This window comes from Pseudomonas sp. MS15a(2019), assembly GCF_013277805.1.
GTDB classification, from domain to species: domain Bacteria; phylum Pseudomonadota; class Gammaproteobacteria; order Pseudomonadales; family Pseudomonadaceae; genus Chryseomonas; species Chryseomonas benzopyrenica.
Genome location: NZ_VBTN01000011.1, coordinates 353,025 through 375,278, shown reverse-complemented (window position 1 = coordinate 375,278; position 22,254 = coordinate 353,025). Strand labels below are relative to the sequence as shown.

Annotated in this window: 23 protein-coding genes; 13 read left to right on the top strand and 10 right to left on the bottom strand. The window is 67.5% G+C overall.

From position 1 onward, the window contains the following. Window positions 1-25 precede the first annotated feature (25 nt). Window positions 26-628 carry an FMN-dependent NADH-azoreductase gene (locus FEZ61_RS18840; RefSeq protein ID WP_173149975.1) on the bottom strand — a complete coding sequence of 201 codons (603 nt, stop codon included), beginning with the start codon at window positions 626-628 and terminating at the stop codon, window positions 26-28. 110 nt (window positions 629-738) lie between these two features. Here FEZ61_RS18840 and FEZ61_RS18835 point away from each other — a divergent pair, with 110 nt between their 5' ends. The 3 genes from FEZ61_RS18835 to FEZ61_RS18825 all read left to right on the top strand — a co-directional run bounded on the left by FEZ61_RS18835 (window position 739) and on the right by FEZ61_RS18825 (window position 2,369). Next, window positions 739-1,647 carry a LysR substrate-binding domain-containing protein gene (locus tag FEZ61_RS18835; RefSeq protein ID WP_173149973.1) on the top strand — a complete coding sequence of 303 codons (909 nt, stop codon included), beginning with the start codon at window positions 739-741 and terminating at the stop codon, window positions 1,645-1,647. A gap of 137 nt (window positions 1,648-1,784) precedes the next feature. Beyond that, on the top strand, window positions 1,785-2,033 hold the full coding sequence (locus tag FEZ61_RS18830) for a type II toxin-antitoxin system Phd/YefM family antitoxin (RefSeq protein WP_064309100.1): 249 nt from the start codon (window positions 1,785-1,787) through the stop codon (window positions 2,031-2,033). Next, window positions 2,034-2,369, top strand: coding sequence for a type II toxin-antitoxin system RelE/ParE family toxin (locus tag FEZ61_RS18825; protein WP_064309101.1), 336 nt, complete (start codon window positions 2,034-2,036; stop codon window positions 2,367-2,369). Here the strand turns inward: FEZ61_RS18825 and FEZ61_RS18820 are convergent. The 3 genes from FEZ61_RS18820 to FEZ61_RS18810 form a co-directional block, all read right to left on the bottom strand. Beyond that, window positions 2,366-2,950, bottom strand: a complete 585-nt coding sequence (locus tag FEZ61_RS18820) for a LysE family translocator (protein WP_093253615.1) — start codon at window positions 2,948-2,950, stop codon at window positions 2,366-2,368. The genes FEZ61_RS18825 and FEZ61_RS18820 overlap by 4 nt on opposite strands. A 46-nt stretch (window positions 2,951-2,996) precedes the next feature. Next, window positions 2,997-3,836, bottom strand: coding sequence for an AraC family transcriptional regulator (locus tag FEZ61_RS18815; RefSeq protein WP_173149971.1), 840 nt, complete (start codon window positions 3,834-3,836; stop codon window positions 2,997-2,999). A gap of 252 nt (window positions 3,837-4,088) precedes the next feature. Then, the gene (locus FEZ61_RS18810) at window positions 4,089-4,985 is read right to left on the bottom strand and encodes a LysR family transcriptional regulator (protein ID WP_093253609.1); all 897 of its coding nucleotides are present in this window, start codon (window positions 4,983-4,985) and stop codon (window positions 4,089-4,091) included. Window positions 4,986-5,090: 105 nt separating this feature from the next. On the opposite strand from FEZ61_RS18810, the gene FEZ61_RS18805 reads away from it, so the two are divergent. From FEZ61_RS18805 to FEZ61_RS18795, 3 genes are all read left to right on the top strand, one after another. Beyond that, entirely contained in the window at window positions 5,091-6,176 is a 1,086-nt protein-coding gene (locus FEZ61_RS18805; RefSeq protein WP_173149969.1) for a tartrate dehydrogenase, read from the top strand. 1 nt (window position 6,177) lies between these two features. After that, window positions 6,178-7,056: an alpha/beta hydrolase gene (locus FEZ61_RS18800; protein WP_093253596.1), complete on the top strand. Its 879-nt coding sequence runs from the start codon at window positions 6,178-6,180 to the stop codon at window positions 7,054-7,056. Between the two features lie 104 nt (window positions 7,057-7,160). Then, a complete protein-coding gene (locus tag FEZ61_RS18795) occupies window positions 7,161-7,952 on the top strand; it encodes a phosphatase PAP2 family protein (protein WP_173149967.1) in 792 nt (263 codons plus the stop codon). 6 nt (window positions 7,953-7,958) lie between these two features. On the opposite strand, the gene FEZ61_RS18790 is transcribed toward FEZ61_RS18795, so the two are convergent. The 6 genes from FEZ61_RS18790 to choX all read right to left on the bottom strand — a co-directional run bounded on the left by FEZ61_RS18790 (window position 7,959) and on the right by choX (window position 12,726). Beyond that, the gene (locus tag FEZ61_RS18790) at window positions 7,959-8,210 is read right to left on the bottom strand and encodes a hypothetical protein (protein WP_093253588.1); all 252 of its coding nucleotides are present in this window, start codon (window positions 8,208-8,210) and stop codon (window positions 7,959-7,961) included. 267 nt (window positions 8,211-8,477) lie between these two features. Then, window positions 8,478-9,467, bottom strand: a complete 990-nt coding sequence (locus tag FEZ61_RS18785) for an alpha/beta hydrolase (protein WP_242455195.1) — start codon at window positions 9,465-9,467, stop codon at window positions 8,478-8,480. Then, the gene (locus FEZ61_RS18780) at window positions 9,464-9,934 is read right to left on the bottom strand and encodes a thioesterase family protein (protein WP_173149965.1); all 471 of its coding nucleotides are present in this window, start codon (window positions 9,932-9,934) and stop codon (window positions 9,464-9,466) included. The genes FEZ61_RS18785 and FEZ61_RS18780 overlap by 4 nt, the downstream gene beginning before the upstream one ends. Window positions 9,935-9,942: 8 nt before the next feature. Then, a complete protein-coding gene (locus FEZ61_RS18775; protein WP_173149963.1) occupies window positions 9,943-10,887 on the bottom strand; it encodes an L-carnitine dehydrogenase in 945 nt (314 codons plus the stop codon). Beyond that, window positions 10,884-11,771 carry a 3-keto-5-aminohexanoate cleavage protein gene (locus FEZ61_RS18770; protein ID WP_017641584.1) on the bottom strand — a complete coding sequence of 296 codons (888 nt, stop codon included), beginning with the start codon at window positions 11,769-11,771 and terminating at the stop codon, window positions 10,884-10,886. The genes FEZ61_RS18775 and FEZ61_RS18770 overlap by 4 nt, the downstream gene beginning before the upstream one ends. A gap of 19 nt (window positions 11,772-11,790) precedes the next feature. Continuing rightward, the gene (gene choX, locus FEZ61_RS18765) at window positions 11,791-12,726 is read right to left on the bottom strand and encodes a choline ABC transporter substrate-binding protein (protein WP_173149961.1); all 936 of its coding nucleotides are present in this window, start codon (window positions 12,724-12,726) and stop codon (window positions 11,791-11,793) included. Between the two features lie 155 nt (window positions 12,727-12,881). Between choX and FEZ61_RS18760 the strand changes: the two genes are divergently transcribed. The 7 genes from FEZ61_RS18760 (at window position 12,882) to FEZ61_RS18730 (ending at window position 22,210) form a co-directional block, all read left to right on the top strand. Next, complete coding sequence (locus FEZ61_RS18760) at window positions 12,882-13,865, top strand: GlxA family transcriptional regulator (RefSeq protein WP_173149959.1); 984 nt, start codon at window positions 12,882-12,884, stop codon at window positions 13,863-13,865. 130 nt (window positions 13,866-13,995) lie between these two features. Next, entirely contained in the window at window positions 13,996-14,973 is a 978-nt protein-coding gene (locus FEZ61_RS18755; protein WP_017641587.1) for a dipeptidase, read from the top strand. A 188-nt stretch (window positions 14,974-15,161) separates the two neighbouring features. Continuing rightward, window positions 15,162-15,692 carry a DUF5943 domain-containing protein gene (locus FEZ61_RS18750; RefSeq protein WP_007160248.1) on the top strand — a complete coding sequence of 177 codons (531 nt, stop codon included), beginning with the start codon at window positions 15,162-15,164 and terminating at the stop codon, window positions 15,690-15,692. Between the two features lie 105 nt (window positions 15,693-15,797). Then, window positions 15,798-17,858: a dimethylglycine demethylation protein DgcA gene (gene dgcA, locus FEZ61_RS18745; protein WP_173149957.1), complete on the top strand. Its 2,061-nt coding sequence runs from the start codon at window positions 15,798-15,800 to the stop codon at window positions 17,856-17,858. A 165-nt stretch (window positions 17,859-18,023) separates the two neighbouring features. After that, window positions 18,024-20,015 carry a dimethylglycine demethylation protein DgcB gene (gene dgcB / locus FEZ61_RS18740; RefSeq protein WP_173149955.1) on the top strand — a complete coding sequence of 664 codons (1,992 nt, stop codon included), beginning with the start codon at window positions 18,024-18,026 and terminating at the stop codon, window positions 20,013-20,015. A gap of 169 nt (window positions 20,016-20,184) precedes the next feature. After that, on the top strand, window positions 20,185-21,420 hold the full coding sequence (locus FEZ61_RS18735) for an electron transfer flavoprotein subunit alpha/FixB family protein (RefSeq protein WP_173149953.1): 1,236 nt from the start codon (window positions 20,185-20,187) through the stop codon (window positions 21,418-21,420). 16 nt (window positions 21,421-21,436) lie between these two features. After that, window positions 21,437-22,210 (top strand): electron transfer flavoprotein subunit beta, encoded by a 774-nt coding sequence (locus FEZ61_RS18730; protein ID WP_173150027.1) that lies wholly within the window; start codon window positions 21,437-21,439, stop codon window positions 22,208-22,210. Window positions 22,211-22,254: the final 44 nt, after the last annotated feature.

Sequence of the window (22,254 nt, the reverse complement as noted above, 5' to 3'; positions counted from 1 at the left end):
GGGCCGGGGGTGAGGGCGTCCGGACTCAGGCGTACTGGTCGGCGATCTGGCGTTCGGCGCTGGCCAGGGCCGCGCGCTTGGCTTCGTCGCCATAGGCCAGGCCTTCGGCGCGGACGATCTGGACATCGGTGATGCCGAGGAAGCCCAGCAGCAGCTGCAGATAGTCCTCGTGGGCGATGCCGGTGGGCTTGCCGGCATGGATGCCGCCCGCGGTGGCGACGATGATCGCCTTCTTGTCGCCACACAGGCCTTCCGGACCGGCTTCGCTGTAGCGGAAGGTGGTACCGGCCACGGTGATGCGGTCGATCCAGGCCTTGAGCTGGGTCGGAATGGTGAAGTTGTACATGGGCGCACCCAGCACCAGTACGTCGGCGGCGAGGAATTCCTGCAGGGCGCGGGCATTGCGCTCCGCTTCGTCGCGCTGTTCGGCGCTGCGCTGCTCGGCCGGGGTGGCCCCAGCGGCCAGGCTGGCGCCGGAGAAGTGCCCGAGGGCGTCGTGGGCGAGGTCATGGTAGATGACCTCCAAACCCGGCGTGGCGGCCTTGAGCGCGTCAACGACCTTGGCGGTCAAGGCGCGGGAGGCGGAGTGATCGCCGAGGATGCTGGAATCGATGTGCAAGAGTTTCATGGCGGTAGTCCTGTAGGGTTCGACGCGATGAGCCCAGACTACCGATAAGACGATCTCCTGATTAGACGGCTAAAATGCGATGCATCGTCCCATGGATAGGACAATCGCTCATGCAAGATCTCAATGACCTCGCCTACTTCGCCAAGGTGGTGGAGGCCGGTGGCTTCGCCGCCGCCGGGCGGCTGCTGGGCATTCCCAAGTCGCGGCTGTCCCGCCGCATCGCCGAGCTGGAGACCCGTCTGGGCGCGCGCTTGTTGCAGCGCACCACCCGCACCCTGACCCTCACCACCCTGGGCGAGCGCTATCTGGTGCACTGCCAGGCGCTGTTGCGCGAGGCGGAAAGCGCCGCCGAAACCGCCGCCAGCCTGTCCAGCGAGCCGCGTGGACCGCTACGAGTGTCCTGCCCAGTGGCCCTGGCGCAGCAGTATCTTCCCGAGGTGGTGACGCGGTTTCTTACCCGCTATCCCCAAGTGCAGCTGGACATGCTGCTAGTCAACCGGCGGGTGGACATCATCAACGAAGGGGTGGACGTCGCCATGCGCGTGCGGGACGTCGACGACGAAGAGCCAGGCTTGGTGGTGCGGCGGCTGCGCCAGGCTTCCGTGGTGTTGGTGGCGGCACCCGAACTGCTCGCCGGACGACGGCTGGATACCCCGGAGGCCTTGCTAGGCCTGCCCTTGCTGGGCGCCCTGGAGGTGGATCGCAAGGTACACCTGCGTCTGGCAGGACCTCAGGGCGAACGTCGCGAGCTGATACTGGAAGCGCGTCTGGGCATCGATGACTTCGGCGTGCGCAAGGCCGCCGCCCTGGCCGGGCTCGGCTATACCCTGCTGCCATTGCCCTATTGTCAGGCCGAGCTGGCCGAGGGCCGCCTGCAACGTCTGCTGCCGGACCGGTCGATCCCCGGTGGCCATCTCCAGGCCGCCTATGCGCACCGCCGCGGCCAACTGCCGGCAGTGCGCGCCTGGCTGGAGCACTTGGAAGAGAATTTTCGGGATCAGCATGGCGTGCCAGTCTGATCTATAAACCCGCTTAGTCTTTATTTGGTCTGTATTTGGTTTTTTACTGTGCCATCGATAAGCTAATGGCCATGCCATGACGCCTGTGCCATCCCTCTGGAAGGGAAGCTCAGGCTTTCAGCTCAGGAGGACATCCGATGAAAACCGAAACCATCAGTTATCTGAAGCGCCACGCGGCCAATCTCGATCTTGACGAACCCATGGTCGTCACCCAGAACGGGGTACCAGCGTATGTCATCGAGTCCTACGAGGAGCGCAAACGTCGCGACGAGGCCATTGCCCTGGTCAAGCTTCTAGCCATGAGCTCGCGTGAGGACAATGAGGGGCAGTACCAGACTGCTACGCAGGTAAAAGATCGCTTGGCTGGGCGTTTCTCTGGAGATTGAATGAACCTGGCTCTACGTTTTACTGAATGCGCTGTCCTCAGCCTCGAAGATCAGGTCCATCATCTGACCGATCACAGCAACCAGCAGAATGCGCTTGCCAGGATCACCGGGCTGATCGACGCCATCGAGAGTCAGCTACCAGCAGCGCCCCTGGCTTTTCCCGTCAGCCGCCAGGCCAGTGAATTGGGCGTCCTGCATTACCGTGAATTCAATCATGACGGCTTCCGGGTCTTTTACGAGATCAAGACTACAGAGCAGGCGGTGGTGGTACTGCTCGTGCTCAGACAGAAGCAGAGCGTGGAAAAGGCGCTGATCCGCTACTGCCTGTTGCGTTAGACCACCGTCGCCCAGGCCGAGGCGAGCAACAGCGCCGCCATCCCCAGGTTGAAACCACGCCAGGCGCGCTGCGATCTCAGGCCATGCGCCGCGACCTGGCCGAGCAGTGCCCAGAGACCCAGGCAGGGTACGGACACCAGCAGGAACACCAGGGCCAGGACCAGCACCTGCCGCCAGAGGTCGGCGCCGGGCTCGGCATAGACCGTGACCACCGCCAGCGCCATGCTCCAGCTCTTGGGGTTGAGCACTTGCAGGCCGGCGGTGCCGCCGAAGCCCAGGCGGGCGCTGTCATCCTTGACCGCGGGCGCGCCGGCGCGGGCCAGTTGCCAGGCCAGCCAGCTCAGCCAGAGCACCCCGGCCCAGGCCAGGCCGCGCTGCCAGTCGGGATGTCGGGCCAGGGTCTGGCCGAGACCGAAGCCCACCACCAGGACCAGGGCCACCGCGCCCAGGCTACCGCCCAGCACCAGGGGCAGACTGGCCCGGGCGCCGTGGCGGGCACTGTGGCCGAGGATGAGCACATTGGTCGGCCCGGGGGTGATGGAGGCGACCAGGGCGAACAGCAGGAAGGGCAACAGGGACATGGGAAACTCCTGGTTTGGAGGGAGCCCCAGGGTCGCAAGCCTGCCGCTAGCGGTCTGGAAGATTCGAGCAGCGCGCCCGATAGGCCGCCGGGGTCAGGCCATAGGCGCGGCGAAACCAGCGGCCCAGGTGACTCTGGTCGGCGAAGCCCAGGGCGGCGGCGGTCTCCGCCGGCGACAGGCCGTCGGCCAGCAGGCGGCGTGCCCGCGACAACCGCAGCTGTACCAGATAGGCGTGGGGCGCCAGACCAAAGGCCGCCTTGAAGGCGCGAGTCAGGCGAAATCTGTCCACGCCAGCGGCCTGGGCCAGTTCCTCCAGACCGATGTCCTCGTGGTGATGGGCCTGCAGGAAGTCGCGGGCGCGCAAGGCCACCTGGGGCAGCCGTGGATCGCCGGCCTGGGGCGCCCGCCATTGCAGGTGCGGCAAGAGGCGCAGCAGCAGGGCGTCCAAGGCGCTCTGGCGGACGATGCGCAGCTCCGGACGACTCATGACCTCATGGGCCCAGGCCACCGCGCGGTGCAACTCGGCCTGCTCCACCAGGGTCCGGGCGAAGCCCGGTTCGCCCAGGGGCCGAGCATCACCGTGCAGGCCTTGCAGCTCGCGCGCCAGCCACTGGGGATCGAGGTAGAGCATGGAATAGGTGAAGCCCTCGGCTTCCGGCGCCTGGCCGTCGTGCAACTCGCCGGGCTCCAGCAGAAAGACCTGCCCCGGGGTGCTCAGGTGGCGCTGGCCCCGACAGTGGAATTGCTGCAGGCCCTGCTCGGTGTAGCCCACCAGATAGGCGTCGTGCCAGTGCGGGTCATAGGCATGGCCCTCGAAATGGGCGCGCAGGGTCTCGATGCCGGTGTCGGCGTCCTGCTGCAACTGGATCCAGTGATCGTCGGCCATGGCGAGAGAAGGGGATCTGTGGGCTTTCCAGTCTAGCTACGGACCCGGCGCCGGTCTGGAAGATTCGTGCAGCCTAGTGTGGTGTTTCAGAAGTTCGCGCAAGAATTGGCGAGTGATTTTTTGGCGGTTCGGCGTTCCGACTTGGGCTAGGCGCCGCGACGAGTCATAGCAGGGCTATGGCGAGGAGTGGCAACGCCGCTCAAGCCGAAAAAGCGCCGCCAAAATTGTGCAGTTAACTTCTGAAACACCACACTAGCGCCCCAGCCGCGCGGGCAGCTCCTGTGCCAGATGGCGGATCAGTTCGGAAAGCCGACGCGGCACATGGCGCTGTTGGCGGTGCACCGCATAGATGGCTGCAGCCGGCGCCTCATGATCGGTCAGCACTGGCACCAGGGCGCCACTGGCGATCAGCTCGGCCACGTCCCATTCCGATCTCAGGATCAGTCCGTGGCCCTCCAGCGCCAAGCGCACCACCACCTCGCCATCGTTGCTGCTGAGACTGCCGCGCACCTTCTGGGCGAAATGCTGACCGTCCCGGGTGAAGCGCCAGACGGCGTAGTCGCCCGCGTCCTGGCGCAAGACCAGGCAATTGTGCCGCGCCAGGTCCGCCACGCTTTCCGGCACGCCGGCCCGGGCCAGGTAGGCGGGGGCGGCGCAGAGCAGGCGGCGGTTGTCCAGCAGGCGGTGGGCGATGACCCGAGCGTCCGGTGGCTCGCCGACACGGATATCCAGGTCGAAGGGCCCTTCCAGCAGATTCACCGGATGGCTGGAGAGGTGCAGATTGACTTCCAGCCCGGGATGGCGGTGGGCGAAGTCCGACAGCAGCGGCGCCAGGTGCCGGCGGCCGAAGCCGAAGGTGGCGTTGAGATTGAGCACCCCGCTCAGGGGCGCATCGGGCCTTCCGACGGCAGCCTCCAGGTCTTCCAGCTGGGTCAGCAGCGGTCGGGCGCCTTCCAGATAGCGCAGGCCTTCCGGCGTCAGGTCCAGCCGCCGGGTGGTCCGGCGGATCAATTGCACGCCCAGGCGGCGCTCCAGGGCAGTGAGTCGCTTGCTGACGGCCGCCAGGGACAGCCCCAACTCCCGGGCAGCGGCGGTCAGGCTGGGGTGGCCGGCCAAGCGGACAAAGAAGGCAAGGTCGTCAGCGGACAAGATTCTTGATCCCAGGTTAAGAATGGCTTTCCCTGCGACGGGATTGTACGCCTCCCGCGCGAGACTACACTGGGTCCATCCCACCCAGACTGCCGGAGAAAAGCCATGCAAGCGTCCAGGCCCCATAAGATCGCGGTCATCGCCGGTGACGGCATCGGCAAGGAAGTCATGCCCGAAGGCATCCGCGTGCTGGACGCCGCCGCCCAGCGCTTCGGCATCGCCCTGCAGTGGGATCACTTCGACTTCGCCAGCGCCGAGTACTACCAGGCCCACGGCAAGATGTTGCCGGACGACTGGTTCGAGACGCTCAAGGACTACGATGCCCTCTATTTCGGCGCCGTCGGCTGGCCGGACGTGGTGCCCGACCACATCTCCCTCTGGGGCTCGCTGCTGCAATTCCGCCGCCGCTTCGACCAGTACGTCAACCTGCGGCCCTGCCGGCTGATGCCCGGGGTCAAGGCGCCCCTGGCTAATCGCCAGCCGGGCGACATCGACTTCTATGTGGTGCGCGAGAACACCGAGGGCGAGTACTCCAGTGTCGGCGGCATCATGTTCGAAGGCACCGAACGCGAGGTGGTGATCCAGGAAACGGTCATGACCCGCCACGGCACCGACCGCATCCTCAAGTTCGCCTTCGATCTGGCCCAGCAGCGGCCACGCAAGAAGCTGACCTCGGCCACCAAGTCCAATGGCATCGCCATCACCATGCCCTGGTGGGACAAGCGCGTGGAGGAGATGGGCAAGGCCTATCCGGACGTGGCGGTGGACAAGTTCCACATCGACATCCTCACCGCCAACTTCGTCCTGCACCCGGACTGGTTCGACGTGGTGGTGGCCAGCAACCTGTTCGGCGACATCCTCTCCGACCTGGGCCCGGCCTGCACCGGCACCATCGGTATCGCGCCTTCGGCCAACATCAACCCGGAACGCAATTTCCCCAGTCTGTTCGAGCCGGTGCACGGCTCGGCGCCGGACATCGCCGGCCGCGGCATCGCCAATCCCATCGGCCAGATCTGGTGTGGCGCCATGATGCTGGAGCATCTCGGCCATGCCGACGCCGGCGCTGCCGTGGTGGCGGCCATCGAGGCCGTGCTGCGCCAGGGTCCCGAACAGGCGCCCCTGACCCGCGACCTCGGCGGCCAGGGCAACACTGAGAGCCTGGGTCAGGCCATCGCCGCGGCTCTGGCCTGAGATGGACGGCCTCTTTGCGGGCTTCGAACAGCGGCGGCTGAACGTCGGCGGCGTCGAGATCAATTACCGCGTCGGCGGTCAGGGGCCTGCGCTGCTGCTGCTCCACGGCCATCCCCAGACCCATGTGATGTGGCATAAGGTGGCGCCGCGGCTGGCCGAGCGCTTTACCCTGGTGGCCGCCGATCTGCGCGGCTATGGCGACAGCGCCAAGCCCGACGCGGGCACGGAGGCCTACAGCAAGCGCACCCTGGCGGGGGATAACGTCGCGCTGATGCGCCTGCTGGGTCACGACCGCTTCGCCGTACTGGCCCACGACCGCGGCGCCCGGGTCGCCCATCGCCTGGCGCTGGATCATCCCGCGGCGGTGGAGCGGCTGATGCTGCTGGACATCGCGCCGACCCTGGCCATGTATCGGCAGACCGACGAGGCCTTCGCCCGGGCCTATTGGCACTGGTTCTTCCTGATCCGCCCGGCGCCGTTGCCCGAGCGGTTGATCGAAGCCGATCCGGAAGGCTATCTCAAGGGCGTGATGGGTACGCGCAGTGCCGGCCTGGCCCCCTTTCCACCGGAAGTGCTGGCCGAATACCTGCGCTGCCTGAGCCTGCCTGGCACCGCCCGGGGCATCTGCGAGGACTACCGCGCCAGTGCCGGGATCGACCTGGAGCACGACCAGGCCGACCTGGATGCCGGGCGCCGGCTGGAGCTGCCACTCCGCGTGCTCTGGGGCGCCGAAGGCACTGTCGGGCTCTGCTTCGATCCACTGGCCGAATGGCGTCAGGTGGCCACCCAGGTCAGTGGTTGCGCCTTGCCGGGTGGCCATTACCTGGCGGAGGAATTACCGGATCTGGTCGTGGCAGAAGCGCTGGCCTTCTTTGGTTGAGTCGATGATCGCAAAGGAGTGTTGCGTCATCTGGCTGTAACAAAGTGTGACGTCATCGAGGTCGAGTCGGTCTATTCGTGAAATTTTCGTGAAAAGAGACCTCGATGAACGCTCCCCTCTTCACCGCCTCCTGGCAGTGGCGTCGCCTGGCGCTGTGCCAGGCTCTGGCCCTGAGCCTGCTGCTGCTCTGGCTCATTCCCACCGTTCGTACCCAGTTGCTGGCGTTCGATGCCGGGCTATTTCACGCCCTCAATGCCCCTCTGGCGCATTCCACCGGCTGGCTCTATCTCTGGACCTTCTTCAGCTTGCGGCCAGTGGATGCCCTGGTCGGCTTGGTACTGCTGGCCTTGCTGGTTCGCGGCGGCTGGGCCTATCCGACCCATCAGGTACGGCCGGCGCTGGCGACCTTCATCGGCCTGCTGGTGATCCTGCTGATCGTGCGGACCTTGCTGACCAAGGGCATCGAAGCCTGGGGCCTGCAGCATTCCAGCCCGTCCGACGTGCTCCCGGGCGCCTATCTGCTCAGCGATCGCTTTCCCGGGCTGGAGCACGGCTGGGAATTGAAGGACAGGTCCGGCGCCAGCTTTCCCGGCGACCACGCCTCGGTGCTGCTGCTCTGGGCGCTGTTCATGGCGCACTTCACCCGCGGCGGACGCCGCCTGGTGGTGGCTGCGCTGGCGGTGCTGTTCATGCTGCCGCGCCTGGTGGCCGGTGCCCACTGGGGTTCGGATGACTACATCGGTGGTCTGGCGCTAGCCCTGGGCGTCATCAGCCTGGGCCTGCACACGCCACTGGCCGCCGCCTTTGCCCGCCAGGGCGAGCGCCTGCTGACACCCCCTTTGCGGGGCCTGGGACGGCTGCCGCTGCTGGGCCGGCTGAGTCTGCTGCGGTCCTAGCGTTCGCTAGGCACGCGTCGGGGCCAGGGCCGGCAGCAATTGCTGGTCGATGGCCTGGCGCACCGCCGGCAGCAGCGCCGCGCTGCCGGACAGCAACTCCTGGATCAGTTGGCGCAGGGCCTGGGCACGCTCTTGGTTGAGCCCGGTCACGGCCTGGCGACAGGCTTCGTCCGCGGTTGCCGCGGGCGTCACGTTGAAACCCAGCGCACGCAGGCGGTCGCGGAAGTCGTCCTGGTCGATCAAGTCGGCGATCATCATGGCACTGCCCTCTCAGGTGGAATGCCTGGATTCTCCCATTGGCGTCGCAGACGGCAAGCCAGGCTGGCGTCGCCGCATAGCCCGATGTCGTTTTTGGAAAGCGCCTCGCCGGCCAGCCAGGCAATGTAGGTTTATTACGACGCCCTGCCTGGACAATCTGCCGCAGGGTCAAAACCGACGTTCGCCGTTAGAATGCGCCCTATCCACGATATTTTGCGGTTGTTCGCCTCCAGAGCCGAGCAATCCACGGTTACACACTGAGGCCCATCAGGGCGTTTGAACCTCTTCCGTCTCCAGCGGTTGAGGTTTTTTTTTGTCTTTTGACAGGTTGGCCGCGGGTGCCAAGCCCAGTTCGCCGCCGAGAAAGCGCTCCAGGGCACAGCGCAGGGCTTCGGCGCGCCGACCCGGGGCGCGCAGGGCGCCATGCAGCAGGCCCGCGCCCTCCCATAGGCGAATGGGCGTCCCTCCGGCGCGCAAGGCGGCCGCATAGGCGCGGCCGTGGTCAGCCAGGGGATCGCGCTGCGCCACGGCGACCAGGGCGGGCGCCAGCCCGCTGAAATCGCCAGCCTGCAGCGGCAAGGCGAGGGGATCCCGGCGATCTTCCGGGCGGGGCAGATAGGCATCCAGACAAGCCCGCCAGTCGGTCGCGCTCAGCAGCGGTGCCTGGGCCTGATGGCGCTCGCTGGGCAGCCCCCGATCCGTCAGCGCGGGATAGATCAGTACCTGAGCCCGCGGCTGGGCGCGACCCTGTTGGCGCAGCGCCAGGCACAGGGCCGCGGCGAGAGTGCCGCCGGCACTGTCACCGGCCACCGCCAGCCGGCGCTCGTCCAACCCCAGTGCCTGAGCCTCACGTTGCAGCCAGTCCCAGGCCCGCCGGACATCGTCCAGGGCCGCAGGATAGGGATGCTCCGGCGCCAGGCGATAGTCCACCAGCAGCACCGCCAGCCCCAGTCGCCGCGCCAGCCGTGCCGCGAGAAAGCCGTGGGAATCCAGGTCGCCGAGCATCCAGCCGCCGCCGTGCAGATAGAGCAGGGCGGGGCGGTCAGCGGCGGACTCTCGCGGCGCCACCAGCCGCAACGGTACGGCGCCGGCGCGGTGATCGCTGACCGCCAGGCCCCTGTAGTCAGCCGGCGCCAGGGCGGCGCAGAGCCGCGCATAGGCCTGGCGCTGTGCCTGGAAGTCTGGATCGGTAGTGGCGAAGGCCTGGCTGGCTGCGACGAAGGCGGCCATGTCCGTCGACAGCGGCGGCGCCTTCATGGGCGGGGCGGGGGCAGGCCAATGACCCGCCCGACATGCTCTGGCCAGAGCTCCTCCCGCTGCGCCGCCAGCCGGGTCGCCAGCCAGTCGTGCACCCGCGGCGCGAAGGGTGCCGAGCGGGGACCGTCCAGGTGGACGTGCAGCAGCAGCTGCTCGGAGGCGGCCAACAGGTCGGCCTGGCCCTGGTGATGGAGGCCGAAGTGCAGGTGCAGGCGCTTGGCGTCCAGGGCCAGGAATCTCACCCGCACCTCCAGCTGGGCGTCCGCCTTCACCTCGTGGAGGAAGTTGAGGTGGCACTCCAGGGTGAATAGCGAGTGCCCGCTGGCCGCGCGGCCGGCGGCGTCCAGGCCCATGGCGTCCATCAGGGCGTCGGTGGCGTGGCTGAAGATCAGCAGGTAGTAGGCGTCGCGCAGATGGCCGTTGTAGTCGACCCACTCGCGGGCGACCGAAGTACGGTGGATGATCATGACCGCTCCTAATCCAAGATGCCGTGGCGCGCCTTGCACCCGGCGATGGCCGCCTGCACCGCCAGCAGGCAGTCGTCGCGATAGCGCTCCAGCGCCGCCAGTTCCAGGTCGCCCTGCTGGGCCCGGGTCCCCTCGACCACGGCGTCGATCAGGCCGTCGGTCAGCTCCGGGGCTTCCAGGTAGGTCCAGGGCAGCTTCAGCGCCGGGCCGAATTGCTTCATGAAGTGGCGCATGCCCGCCGGGCCGCCGGCCAGGGTGTAGGTAAGGAAGGTGCCCATGAACGACCAGCGCAGGCCGGCGCCGTAGCGGATGGCGTCGTCGATCTCGCCGGTGGTGGCGACCCCGTCGTTGACCAGGTGCAGGGCCTCGCGCCACAGGGCTTCGAGCAGGCGGTCGGCAATGAAGCCAGGCACCTCCTTGCGCACCCGCAGCGGCCGCATACCCAGCTCGCGATAGAAGGCCTCGGCGCGCGCCAGGTTGGCCGTCGAGGTCTGGCTGCCGCCCACCACCTCCACCAGCGGCAGCAGATAGACCGGATTGAACGGGTGGCCCACCAGGCAGCGCTCGGGGTGCAGGGCTTCGGCATAGAAATCGCTGGGCAGCAGCCCCGAGGTGCTGGAGCAGATCAGGGCGTCGGGTCGCGCCGCACGACTGACCCGGGCATGCAGTTCGCGCTTGAGCTCCAGGCGTTCGGGGGCGCTTTCCTGGATGACGTCGGCGCTGGCGACCGCGGCGTCCAGATCGGTATGGAACGTCAGGCGGTCCAGGCTGGCACCGGGCGCCAGGCCCTGGGCCTCCAGCGCCGGCCAGGCATTGGCCAGGCGGGTGCGCAGGGCGGCTTCGGCGCCGGGCGCCGGATCCCAGGCGCGCACCTCCAGGCCCCGGGCCAGGGCCCGGGCGATCCAGCCGGCGCCGATCACGCCGGTCCCAAGGGCGGCGAAGACGGCGCTCATCGGGCACCTCCCAGCTGCATCTTCGTCCGGCCCTCGGCGGGGCTCAGGGCGCGCCCGCCCAGGCGTTCGATGATCTGGATGACCCGCTCCACCAGGCTGCCGTTGGTGGCGTGGACGCCCCGGTCCAGCCAGAGATTGTCTTCCAGGCCGACGCGCACGTTGCCGCCCAGCAGCATGGCCTGGGCGGCCATGGGCATCTGCATGCGGCCGATGCCGAAACCTGCCCAGCAGGCGCCCGGCGGCAGGTTGTCGACCATGGCCTTCATGGTGGCGGTGTCGGCCGGGGCGCCCCAGGGAATGCCCAGGCACAGCTGGAACAGCGGGTCCTGCAGCAGGCCTTCCTTGAGCAACTGCTTGGCGAACCAGAGATGGCCGGTGTCGAAGATCTCCAGTTCCGCCTTCACTCCCAGTTCGGTGATGCGCCTGGCCCCCGCGCGCAGTTGCGCGGGGGTGGAGACATAGATGAAGTCGCCGTCGCCGAAGTTGAGGGTGCCGCAATCCAGGGTACAGATGTCCGGGCGCAACTCTTCGATGTGCAGCAGGCGGGTGAGGGGACCGACCAGGTCCGAGCCGGGGCCGAAGTCGGTGGGTGTCTCGCCTGGCCCTATCTCCAGGTCACCGCCCATGCCGGCTGTGAGGTTGACGATGATGTCGACGTCCGCCTCGCGGATGCGCTCGACCACCTCGCGATAGAGGGCCACGTCGCGGCTGGGCTTGCCGGTGGCGGGGTCGCGCACATGGGCGTGCACCACGGTGGCGCCGGCGCGGGCGGCCTCCAGGGCGGCTGCGGCGATCTCTGCCGGGGTGACGGGAACATGGGGATTGCGGCCTACGGTATCACCGGCGCCGGTCAGGGCGCAGGTGACGATGACATCGGTGTTCATGGGGTCTGTCCTTGGGCGATCAGAGCTTGAGAGCAGCGGCGGGCTGGCCAGCGCGGGTGGTCACGCCCTGGAGGAAGGCGTCGAGGCGTTGCGGGTTGTTCTTGAGCCAGGCACGGGCGGCGTCCTTGGGTGCGGTGCGTTCCAGGATGGGGGCCATCACGGCGCTGACCTCGGCACTGTCCATGTGCAGATTGGCGAGCAGGCGCTGGACGTTGGGGCAGCGCTGTGGATAGTCGGCGGTGGTCACCACCGAGACCGTGGCCTGGCCTTCGTTGGGGCCGAAGACGTCTTCGCTGCCGGTCAGGTAGTGCATCTTGATCTGTAGATTCATGGGGTGCGGCTTCCAGCCGAAAAAGACGATCCATTCCTTGCGTTTCTCGGCCCGGCGCACGGCGGTGAGCATGCCCGCCTCACTGGACTCCACCAGCTGGAAGTCCTTGAGGCCGAAGCGGTCGGTCTTGATCATCTCGGCGGTGCCACGGTTGGCGCCGCTGCCCGGCTCGATGCCGTAGATCTTGCCGCCGAGCCTGTCCTTGAAGCGGGCGATGTCGGCAAAGGTCTTCAGGCCCCCCTCGTAGACGTACTCGGGCACCGCGAAGGTGGACTGGGCATCGGCCAGCAGCGGCGGGGTCAGCACCTTGACCTGGCCCTTGTCGACGAAGGGCTGCACCACCGGCTGCATGGTCGGCTGCCAGTAGCCGAGGAAGACATCCAGATTCTTGTCGCCCATGGCCGCCATGATGATCTGCTGGGAGGCGGTGGTCGGCTTCACGCCGTAGCCGAGGCCTTCGAGCATGACCTCGGCCAGGGCACTGGTGGCGACCACGTCGGTCCAGCCGACGATGCCCATCCGTACGGTCTGGCAGCTGTCGGGATCGGCGGCGCGGGCGCTGCCGAGGGTGGCGGCCAGCAGGCCGCAGGCGAGGAGGGTGGTGCTGAGGGTCTTGTTGGGCATGGCGAACTCCCTGGAGCGGCGGGCGGGGATGACTGCCGGTTGCCTTCTACCCTAGGCGCCTCGCCTGCCAGGCATGCGTAGCCCGACGACCTGAATTTGCACCCTGGCGACCTTCTTGCTTGCACAAGTCAATCGTTACCGGGGACGCCCCACCCATGCCGCAGTCCTTTGCCTTTCTCCTGCTGCCCGGCTTTTCCGCCCTGGGCTTCATCGCCACCCTGGAACCCCTGCGGGTGGCCAATCGATTCCGTCCGGGCAGCTATGACTGGCGCATCCTCGGACGTGACGGGGCGGCGGTGACCGCCAGCAACGGCATGTCGGTCAATGTCGACGGCGGCCTCGACGCCCTGGAGCCGGGCACCACCCTGTTCGTGGTGGCCGGTTTCGAGCCCCTGGGCCATTACGACGACGGCCTCGCCAGCTGGCTGCGCCAGGTCGCCCGCCACGGCCATCCCCTGGGCGGCATCGACACCGGTGCCCTGGTGCTGGCCCGTGCCGGGCTGCTGGACGGCCACCGGATCACCCTGCATTGGGAGGCGGTGGCGGCCTTTCGCGAAGCCTGGCCGCAACTGGAAGTGACCGGCGAGCTGTTCGAGATCGACCGCGGTCGCATCACCTGCGCCGGCGGCACCGCCAGTCTCGACCTGCTGCTGGAGCTGATCGGCCGCAGCCACGGCAGCGCACTGGCGGTGCAGGTCTCCGAGCAATTCGTGCTCGGGCGCATCCGCCCGCCGCGCGAGCACCAGCGGCTGCAGGTGGCGCAGCGCTACGGCATCGCCAACCGCAAGCTGATCCGGGTGGTGGAGCGCATGGAGCGCCATACCGAGACGCCCCTGGGCACCCTGGAACTGGCCGCCGGCATCCAGGTGACCCGCCGCCAGCTGGAGCGGCTGTTCCGCCTCCATCTGCAGACGACCCCCTCCACCTTCTATCTGCAGCTGCGCCTGGACCGGGCGCGCCAGCTGCTGCAGCAGGGCGAGGCCAGCGTGCTGGACGTGGCCCTGGCCTGCGGTTTCGAATCCGCGTCCTATTTCTCCCGCTGCTACCGCCAGCGCTTCGGCCTGAGTCCACGGGAGGATCGGCCTCGCCGCGAGGGCCGGCTGTCGGCGGGCGAGCTCGCCGCGGTCGCTGACCGGTAGCGCGACCCTGGCCTGACGCTTCTGGTGATACCCCTGTCGTTTTTGCATCCGGTCGGCCAGGACCCCGGGGCTATGCTGGCCTCGAATCGCCGGCACCCGTTCCGGCGCGAGACCAACGCCGGAGCCTGTCATGAATGCCACCGAACTCCACGCCGACAGCATCGTCATCGACGGGCTGATCATCGCCAAGTGGAACCGCGAACTCTTCGAAGACATGCGCAAGGGTGGCCTGACCGCCGCCAACTGCACCGTCTCGGTATGGGAGGGCTTCCAGGCGACGGTCAACAACATCGCGGCGAGCCAGAAGCTGATCCGCGAGTGCAGCGATCTGGTGGTCCAGGTGCGCACCACCGCCGAAATCCGCCAGGCCAAGGCCCAGGGCAAGACCGGCATCCTGTTCGGCTTCCAGAACGCCCATGCCTTCGAAGACCAGATCGGCTACGTCGAGATCTTCAAGCAGCTCGGCGTGGGTATCGTGCAGATGTGCTACAACACCCAGAACCTGGTGGGCACCGGCTGCTACGAGCGCGACGGCGGTCTGTCCGGCTTCGGCCGCGAGATCGTCGCCGAGATGAACCGCGTCGGCATCATGTGCGACCTCTCTCACGTCGGCTCCAAGACCAGCGAGGAAGTCATCCTCGAATCCAAGAAGCCGGTCTGCTACTCCCATTGCCTGCCGTCCGGCCTGAAAGAGCATCCGCGCAACAAGTCGGATGCGGAACTCAAGTTCATCGCCGACCACGGTGGCTTCGTCGGCGTGACCATGTTCGCCCCCTTCCTGGCCAAGGGCATCGACTCGACCATCGACGACTACGCCGAGGCCATCGAGTACGTGATGAACCTGGTGGGCGAAGACGCCATCGGCATCGGCACCGACTTCACCCAGGGCCACGGCCACGACTTCTTCGAGTGGCTGACCCACGACAAGGGCTACGCCCGTCGCCTGACCAGCTTCGGCAAGATCGTCAACCCGCTGGGCATCCGCACCGTGGGCGAATTCCCCAACCTGACTGAGACCCTGCTCAAGCGCGGCATGCCCGAGCGCACCGTGCGCAAGGTCATGGGTGAGAACTGGATGCGCATCCTCGGCGAAGTCTGGGGCGAGTAGTGAATACCTCTGGAGCCTACTGCGCACACCGCTAGCGGCGTCGCGTCCTCGCGCCAGGTTCGCCGTACCTCGGTACTGCTCTCACCTGGCGCTGCGGGGCTCCTTGCCAGCGGCGCGTTCGCTACGGCTCCACGGGCATTCACCCACACCTTTTTTTAGATACGTATTAGCGAATCGGAGCTCCACACATGGCCAGCCACGCCCCCGAAATGCCCATCCAGGTCGACGACGAAACCGGCGTCTGGACCACCGACGCCCTGCCGATGCTGTACGTACCCCGGCACTTCTTCGTCAACAACCACATGGGTATCGAAGAAGTCCTGGGCGCCGACAAGTACGCCGAAATCCTCTACAAGGCCGGCTACAAGTCGGCCTGGCACTGGTGTGAAAAGGAAGCCGAGTGCCATGGCATCCACGGCGCCGCGGTGTTCGAGCACTACATGAAGCGCCTGTCGCAGCGCGGCTGGGGCCTGTTCGAGACCCAGAAGCTCGACCTGGACACCGGCTACGCCGAGGTCAAGCTCAAGCATTCCGCTTTCGTCTACGTCTACGGCAAGGTCAATCGCAAGGTGGACTACATGTTCACCGGCTGGTTCTCCGGCGCCATCGACCAGATCCTGGCCGCCAAGGGCAGTGCCATCCGCACCGTCACCGTCCAGGAATACAGCGGTTCCGAAGAAGGCCACGACGACGGCCTGTTCGTCACCCGGCCGAAATAACGCCCCGCCCCCGGGTGGCCAGCGACCCGCTCGCCGCCGCCCCAGCGACACCCAAGAGCAAGAGCGCGGCTCAAGACCGCGCACCAGCCGATCGAGGAGAAGGTCATGGCCTTCGAAGCAATGTTCCAGCCGATCCAGATCGGCAAGCTCACCATCCGCAACCGCGTGCTGTCCACGGCTCACGCCGAGGTCTACGCCACCGACGGCGGCATGACCACCGACAGATACGTCAAGTATTACGAAGAGAAGGCCAAGGGCGGCATCGGCCTGGCCATCTGCGGGGGTTCCTCGGTGGTTGCCATCGACAGCCCGCAGCACTGGTGGAGTTCGGTCAACCTCTCCACCGACCGCATCATTCCGCACTTCCAGAATCTCGCCGACGCCATGCACAAGCATGGCGCCAAGATCATGATCCAGATCACCCACATGGGCCGGCGCTCGCGTTGGGACGGCGGCCACTGGCCGACCCTGATGTCGCCGTCGGGCATCCGCGAGCCCGTGCACCGGGCCACCTGCAAGACCATCGAGCCGGAAGAGATCTGGCGGGTAATCGGCAACTTCGCCCAGGCCGCACGCCGGGCCAAGGCCGGTGGCCTGGACGGCGTCGAGCTGTCCGCCGTGCACCAGCACATGATCGACCAATTCTGGTCGCCGCGGGTGAACAAGCGCACCGACGAATGGGGTGGCAGCTTCGAGAACCGCATGAGATTCGGCATGGAAGTGCTGAAAGCCGTGCGCGCAGAGGTCGGTGACGACTTCTGCGTCGGCATGCGCATCACCGGCGACGAATTCCACCCGGACGGCCTGTCCCACGACGACATGAAGCAGATCGCCAAGTACTACAGCGACACCGGCATGCTCGACTTCATCGGCGTGGTCGGCTCGGGTTGCGACACCCACAACACCCTGGCCAACGTCATTCCCAACATGACCTATCCGCCGGAGCCCTTCCTGCACCTGGCCGCGGGCATCAAGGAAGTGGTCAACGTGCCGGTGCTGCACGCCCAGAACATCAAGGACCCCAACCAGGCCACCCGTATCCTGGAGGGTGGTTACGTCGACATGGTCGGCATGACCCGTGCCCACATCGCCGACCCGCACTTGATCACCAAGATCAAGATGGGCCAGATCGACCAGATCCGTCAGTGCGTCGGCGCCAACTACTGCATCGACCGCCAGTACAACGGCCTGGACGTGCTGTGCATCCAGAACGCCGCCACCAGCCGCGAATACATGGGCCTGCCGCACATCATCGAGAAGTCCACCGGGCCCAAGCGCAAGGTGGTCATCGTCGGCGGCGGTCCGGCCGGCATGGAGGCCGCCCGCGTCTCGGCCGAGCGCGGCCATGACGTCACCCTGTTCGAGAAGCAGGAGCAACTCGGTGGCCAGATCACCTTGGCCTCGCGCGCCCCGCAGCGCGACCAGATCGCCGGCATCACCCGCTGGTACCAGCTGGAGCTGACGCGCCTGGGCATCGACCTGCGCCTGGGCACCGCTGCCGATCCGGCGACCATCCTCGACCTGCGGCCGGATATCGTCATCCTGGCCAACGGCGGTCACCCCTTCCTGGAGCAGGTCGATCACTGGCATGCCGCCGAGGGCCTGGTCGTCAGCAGCTGGGACATCCTTTCGGGCAAGGTCGAGCCGGGCAAGAACGTGCTGGTGTACGACACCATCTGCGAATTCACCGGCATGTCCGTGGCCGACTACCTGGCCGACAAGGGCGCCCAGGTGGAAATCGTCACCGACGACATCAAGCCGGGCGTGGCCATCGGCGGGACCACCTTCCCGACCTACTACCGCAGCCTCTATCCCAAGGAAGTGATCATGACCGGCGACCTGATGCTGGAAAAGGTCTACGCCGAGGGCGACAAGAAGATCGCGGTACTGGAGAACGAATACACCGGCGCCCGCGAGGAGCGCGTGGTCGACCAGGTCGTCATCGAGAACGGCGTACGGCCGGACGAGGGGCTCTACTACGCCCTCAAGGAAGACTCGCGCAACAAGGGCCAGATGGACATCGAGGCGCTGTTCGCCATCGAGCCGCAGCCTGCGCTCGGCGAGACCGGCAACGGCTACCTGCTCTACCGGATCGGCGACTGCGTGGCCCAGCGCAACACCCACGCCGCCATCTACGACGCCCTGCGCCTGTGCAAGGACTTCTAAGACGGCCTAATCGCTGCTCGAAAATTCGCGGCCATGGGCCGCTCCTACAGGCTCCGAACGTACCTCGTAGGAGCGGCCCATGGCCGCGATAGCTCACCTTCTGCGGCCCCCAGCGCTTCGCTACCCTGGCCGCGCCTGCGGGGCCCGCCCTGTGAGGATAGATCGATGTTGAACACCATCCTCCCCATCCTGCTCTTCGCCGCCCTGGCCCTCACCGTGATCGGCGCCGTGCGCCGCTTCAGCCTCTGGCGGCAAGGGCGTCCGGCCGAGGTCGACTGGCTCGGCGGGCTGTTGAAGATGCCGCGGCGCTACCTGGTGGATCTGCACCACGTGGTCGACCGCGACAAGTACATCTCCAAGACCCACGTGGCCACTGCTGGCGGCTTCGTCCTGGCAGCGCTGCTGGCCATCCTGGTGCACGGCTTCGGCCTGCACAGCCGCATCCTCGGCTGGGCGCTGCTGGCGGCCACCGCCTGCATGTTCACTGGCGCCCTGTTCGTTGCCAAGCGCCGTCGCGATCCGCCGGCGCGGCTGTCCAAGGGCTCCTGGATGCGCTTGCCCAAGAGCCTGCTGGCCTTTGCCGCGAGCTTCTTCATCGCCACCCTGCCGGTCGCCGGCATCCTGCCAGCGGACTTCGGTGGCTGGCTGCTGGCCGCGGTGTTGGCGGTGGGCGTGGCCTGGGGCGTATCCGAGATGTTCCTCGGCATGACCTGGGGCGGCCCCATCAAGCACGCCTTCGCCGGTGCCCTGCACCTGGCCTGGCACCGTCGCGCCGAGCGCTTCAGCACGCCGCACAACGCCAGCGCCGCGCGCTCCAGTGGCCTCAAGGCCCTGAACCTGCACGATCCCAAGGCGCCGCTGGGCGTGGAAAAGCCCGCTGACTTCACCTGGAACCAGCTGCTCGGCTTCGACGCCTGCGTCCAGTGCGGTCGCTGCGAGGCCATGTGCCCGGCCTTCGCCGCCGGCCAGCCGCTCAACCCCAAGAAGCTGATCCAGGACATGGTGGTCGGCCTCAAGGGCGGCAGCGATGCCCATTACTTTGGCTCGCCCTATCCGGGCAAGCCGGTCGGCGAGCACGCGGGTGGTCCGCACCTGCCCATCGTCGCGCGTCAGGGCAAGGCCCTGGTGGACGCCGAGACCCTCTGGTCCTGCACCACCTGCCGTGCCTGCGTCGAGGAATGCCCGATGATGATCGAGCACGTCGATGCCATCGTCGACATGCGTCGTCACCTGACCCTGGAGCGCGGCGAGACGCCGAACAAGGGCGCCGAGGTGCTGGAGAATCTCATCGCCACTGACAACCCCGGCGGCTTCGCCCCCGGTGGTCGCCTGAACTGGGCCGCCGACCTGGACCTGCCGCTGATGAAGGACAAGGGCCAGGCCGAGGTGCTGTTCTGGGTCGGCGACGGCGCCTTCGACATGCGCAACCAACGCACCCTGCGCGCCTTCGTCAAGGTGCTCAAGGCGGCCAAGGTGGACTTCGCCGTGCTCGGCCTGGAAGAGCGCGACAGCGGCGACGTGGCCCGCCGTCTGGGTGACGAGGCCACCTTCCAGCAACTGGCCAAGCGCAACATCGAGACCCTGAGCCAGTATCGCTTCCAGACCATCGTCTCCTGCGATCCCCACAGCTTCCACATGCTCAAGAACGAATACGGCGACCTGGGTGGCCACTACCAGGTGCAGCACCACAGCACCTTCATCGAGACCCTGCTCAGCCGTGGCTCCCTGCATCTCGGGCAGCATGCCCTGGCCGAGCAGGGCGCCACCATCACCTATCACGATCCCTGCTACCTGGGCCGCTACAACGGCGAGTACGAGGCGCCGCGCGCGGTACTCAAGGCGCTGGGCATCGCGGTCAAGGAGATGGAGCGTTCCGGCTTCCGTTCGCGCTGCTGCGGCGGCGGCGGCGGAGCGCCCATCACCGATATCCCTGGCAAGCAGCGGATTCCCGACATGCGCATGGCCGACATCAAGGAAACCGGCGCCGAGCTGGTGGCCGTGGGCTGCCCTCAGTGCACCCTGATGCTGGAAGGCGTGGTCGCCCCGCGTCCGGAGATCAAGGACATCGCCGAGCTGGTGGCCGAAGCCATCGTCGAGGCACCGGTGGACAGCAAGCCGGCCGCCGCACGGCGGCCAGTGGCGGAGGCCTTGTCGTGAGTGCGGCTGGTGGTCCCCTCACCCTGACCCTCTCCCCGGGGGGAGAGGGGATGGCTACCTGCGTCCGGGCAGTCCAGTCGCTTTTCACCCCCTCACCCCTCAGGGTAGAGGGCTGGGGTGAGGGGGCCACCACGCCCATCGCCCAACATTCCCACACGGAGCGCACAGCATGAGCATCATTCGTCGCGACCCGCGCCGCGAGCGGATCGCGCGCAACCGTCTGCATCCGCTGCACGCAAGTATCGCCAGCAGTGCCGATGCCGAAAGCCGCTGGATGGGCCCCAATGGCCTGGTCCGCAAGAATCCCCACGCCGCGGCCGCCGGCTTCGTTGGCCCCCAGGGCGTCAAGCGTATCGACCGCAGTGGCGCCCAGCAGGGCGGCGGCCGTCGTGGCGCTGCCCAGGCAGTGGAAGAACAGCTGCCCCTGCACCGGATCGCCGAGCCGGCCTTCTACATCGCCGTGGTGCCGGACCTGGTCAGCGGTCGCCTGACCGCCCACGACCGCGACCTGCTGGGCCTGGCCCGGCAGCTGGCCGGCGCCGAGGGCGCGGTGCTGGCGGTGGTCTTTGGTGAGGTCAAGGAAACCGCCTTCGACACCGCCGGGGTGGATCGCCTGCTGCATCTGGAAGGCGAGCAATTCCAGGGCTATGCTCCCGAACAGCGGGTACTCGCGCTGCGCGCGGTCAACAACGAACTGCAGCCGCGCCACTGGCTGCTGCCCGACAGCCGCAGTGGTGGCGGTGAACTGGGTCGGCGCCTCGGCGCTGCCCTGCACGAGCGGCCCGCCACCCGTGTCTGGCAGGTCAAGGACGGCATGGTCACCGGCCGCGCCGGTGCCGGTCGCCAGGATCTGCAGCAGCCGCTGCCGCGCCTGGTCCTGGCCCTGCCGGAGTGCGCGGAGCCGGTCGGCGAGACCCGTCACGAAGTCCTGCCCGTGCAGCTGGAAGGCAACATCGCCCGGCACCTGTCGCGCATCGAGGATCTCGGCCCGGTGGCGGTGGATCCCATGCAGATCCCCCTGGGCGAAGCCGAATTCATTCTTTCCGGTGGCAATGGCATCCGCGACTGGGAGCTGTTCCACAGCACCGCCGCGCTGCTGGGTGCCACCGAGGGCGCCTCGCGGGTAGCGGTAGACGACGGCCATATGCCGCGCAACCGCCAGGTCGGCGCCACCGGTACCTGGGTCACCGCCCGGGTCTATCTGGCCGTGGGCATCTCCGGCGCCGTGCAGCACCTGCAGGGCATCGCCAGCTGCGACAAGGTCATCGCCATCAATACCAATCCGGGCTGCGACATGGTCAAGCGTGCCGATCTGTCGGTGATCGGCAACGGTGACGCCATCCTGGCCGCCCTGGCGCGGCTGGTCGAACAACAGCGGGCAGGGGAGTTGCAGGATGTCGCCTGAGCAGAAGCTGCCGTCGCTGGACGGCGTCAAGGTCGTGGCCCTGGTGTCCGTTGGCGCCCATCCCACCTCCGGGCGGGCCCGGCGGGCGGAACAGGATGCCCGCGCAGTGGAACTCGGCCTGCGCCTGGTGGGTGACAAGCTGCGCGTGCTGCACGCCGGCGATCCCGCCGAAGAGGCCCTGCGCGGCTATCTGGGCATGGGCGTGCCGGCCCTGCACGTACTGGAACAACCGGCGGGTGCCGATGCCCTGCCAGCCCTCGGCGACACCCTGCGCGAGGTCGGTGCCGGCCTGGTACTGACCGGTAGCCAGGCGGAGACGGGCGAGGGCTCGGGTTTGCTTCCCTATCTGCTGGCCGAGACCCTCGGCTGGCCGCTGGTGGTCGGCCTCGCTGCGGTGGAAGCCGTGGAAGGTGGCCAGGCCACGGTGCTCCAGGCCCTGCCACGGGGTCAGCGGCGGCGGCTGCGGGTACGGCTGCCCTTTGTCGCCAGCGTCGACAGCGCCGCTCCCGCGCCGCGACAAAGCGCCTTCGGCCCGGCCCGGCGTGGCGAGCTGCAGGTGGAAACCACCGAGGTGGTGCAGGACAGTCTGTTCGAAAACGGCGAATTGCAACCGGCCAAGGCGCGCCCCAAGCGCCTCAAGGTGATCAAGGCCAAGACCGCCGCCGACCGCTTCAAGGCCGCCACGGCCAAGGCCTCCGGCGATGGCGGCCAGGTCCTCAAGGACCTGACTCCGGAAGCGGCAGCGGCGGCCATCTTCAAGGTATTGCGCGAAGAAGGCGTGGTGCGCTGAAGCCCTATCCCCTCTCCCTCTGGGAGAGGGGATAGGGTGAGGGC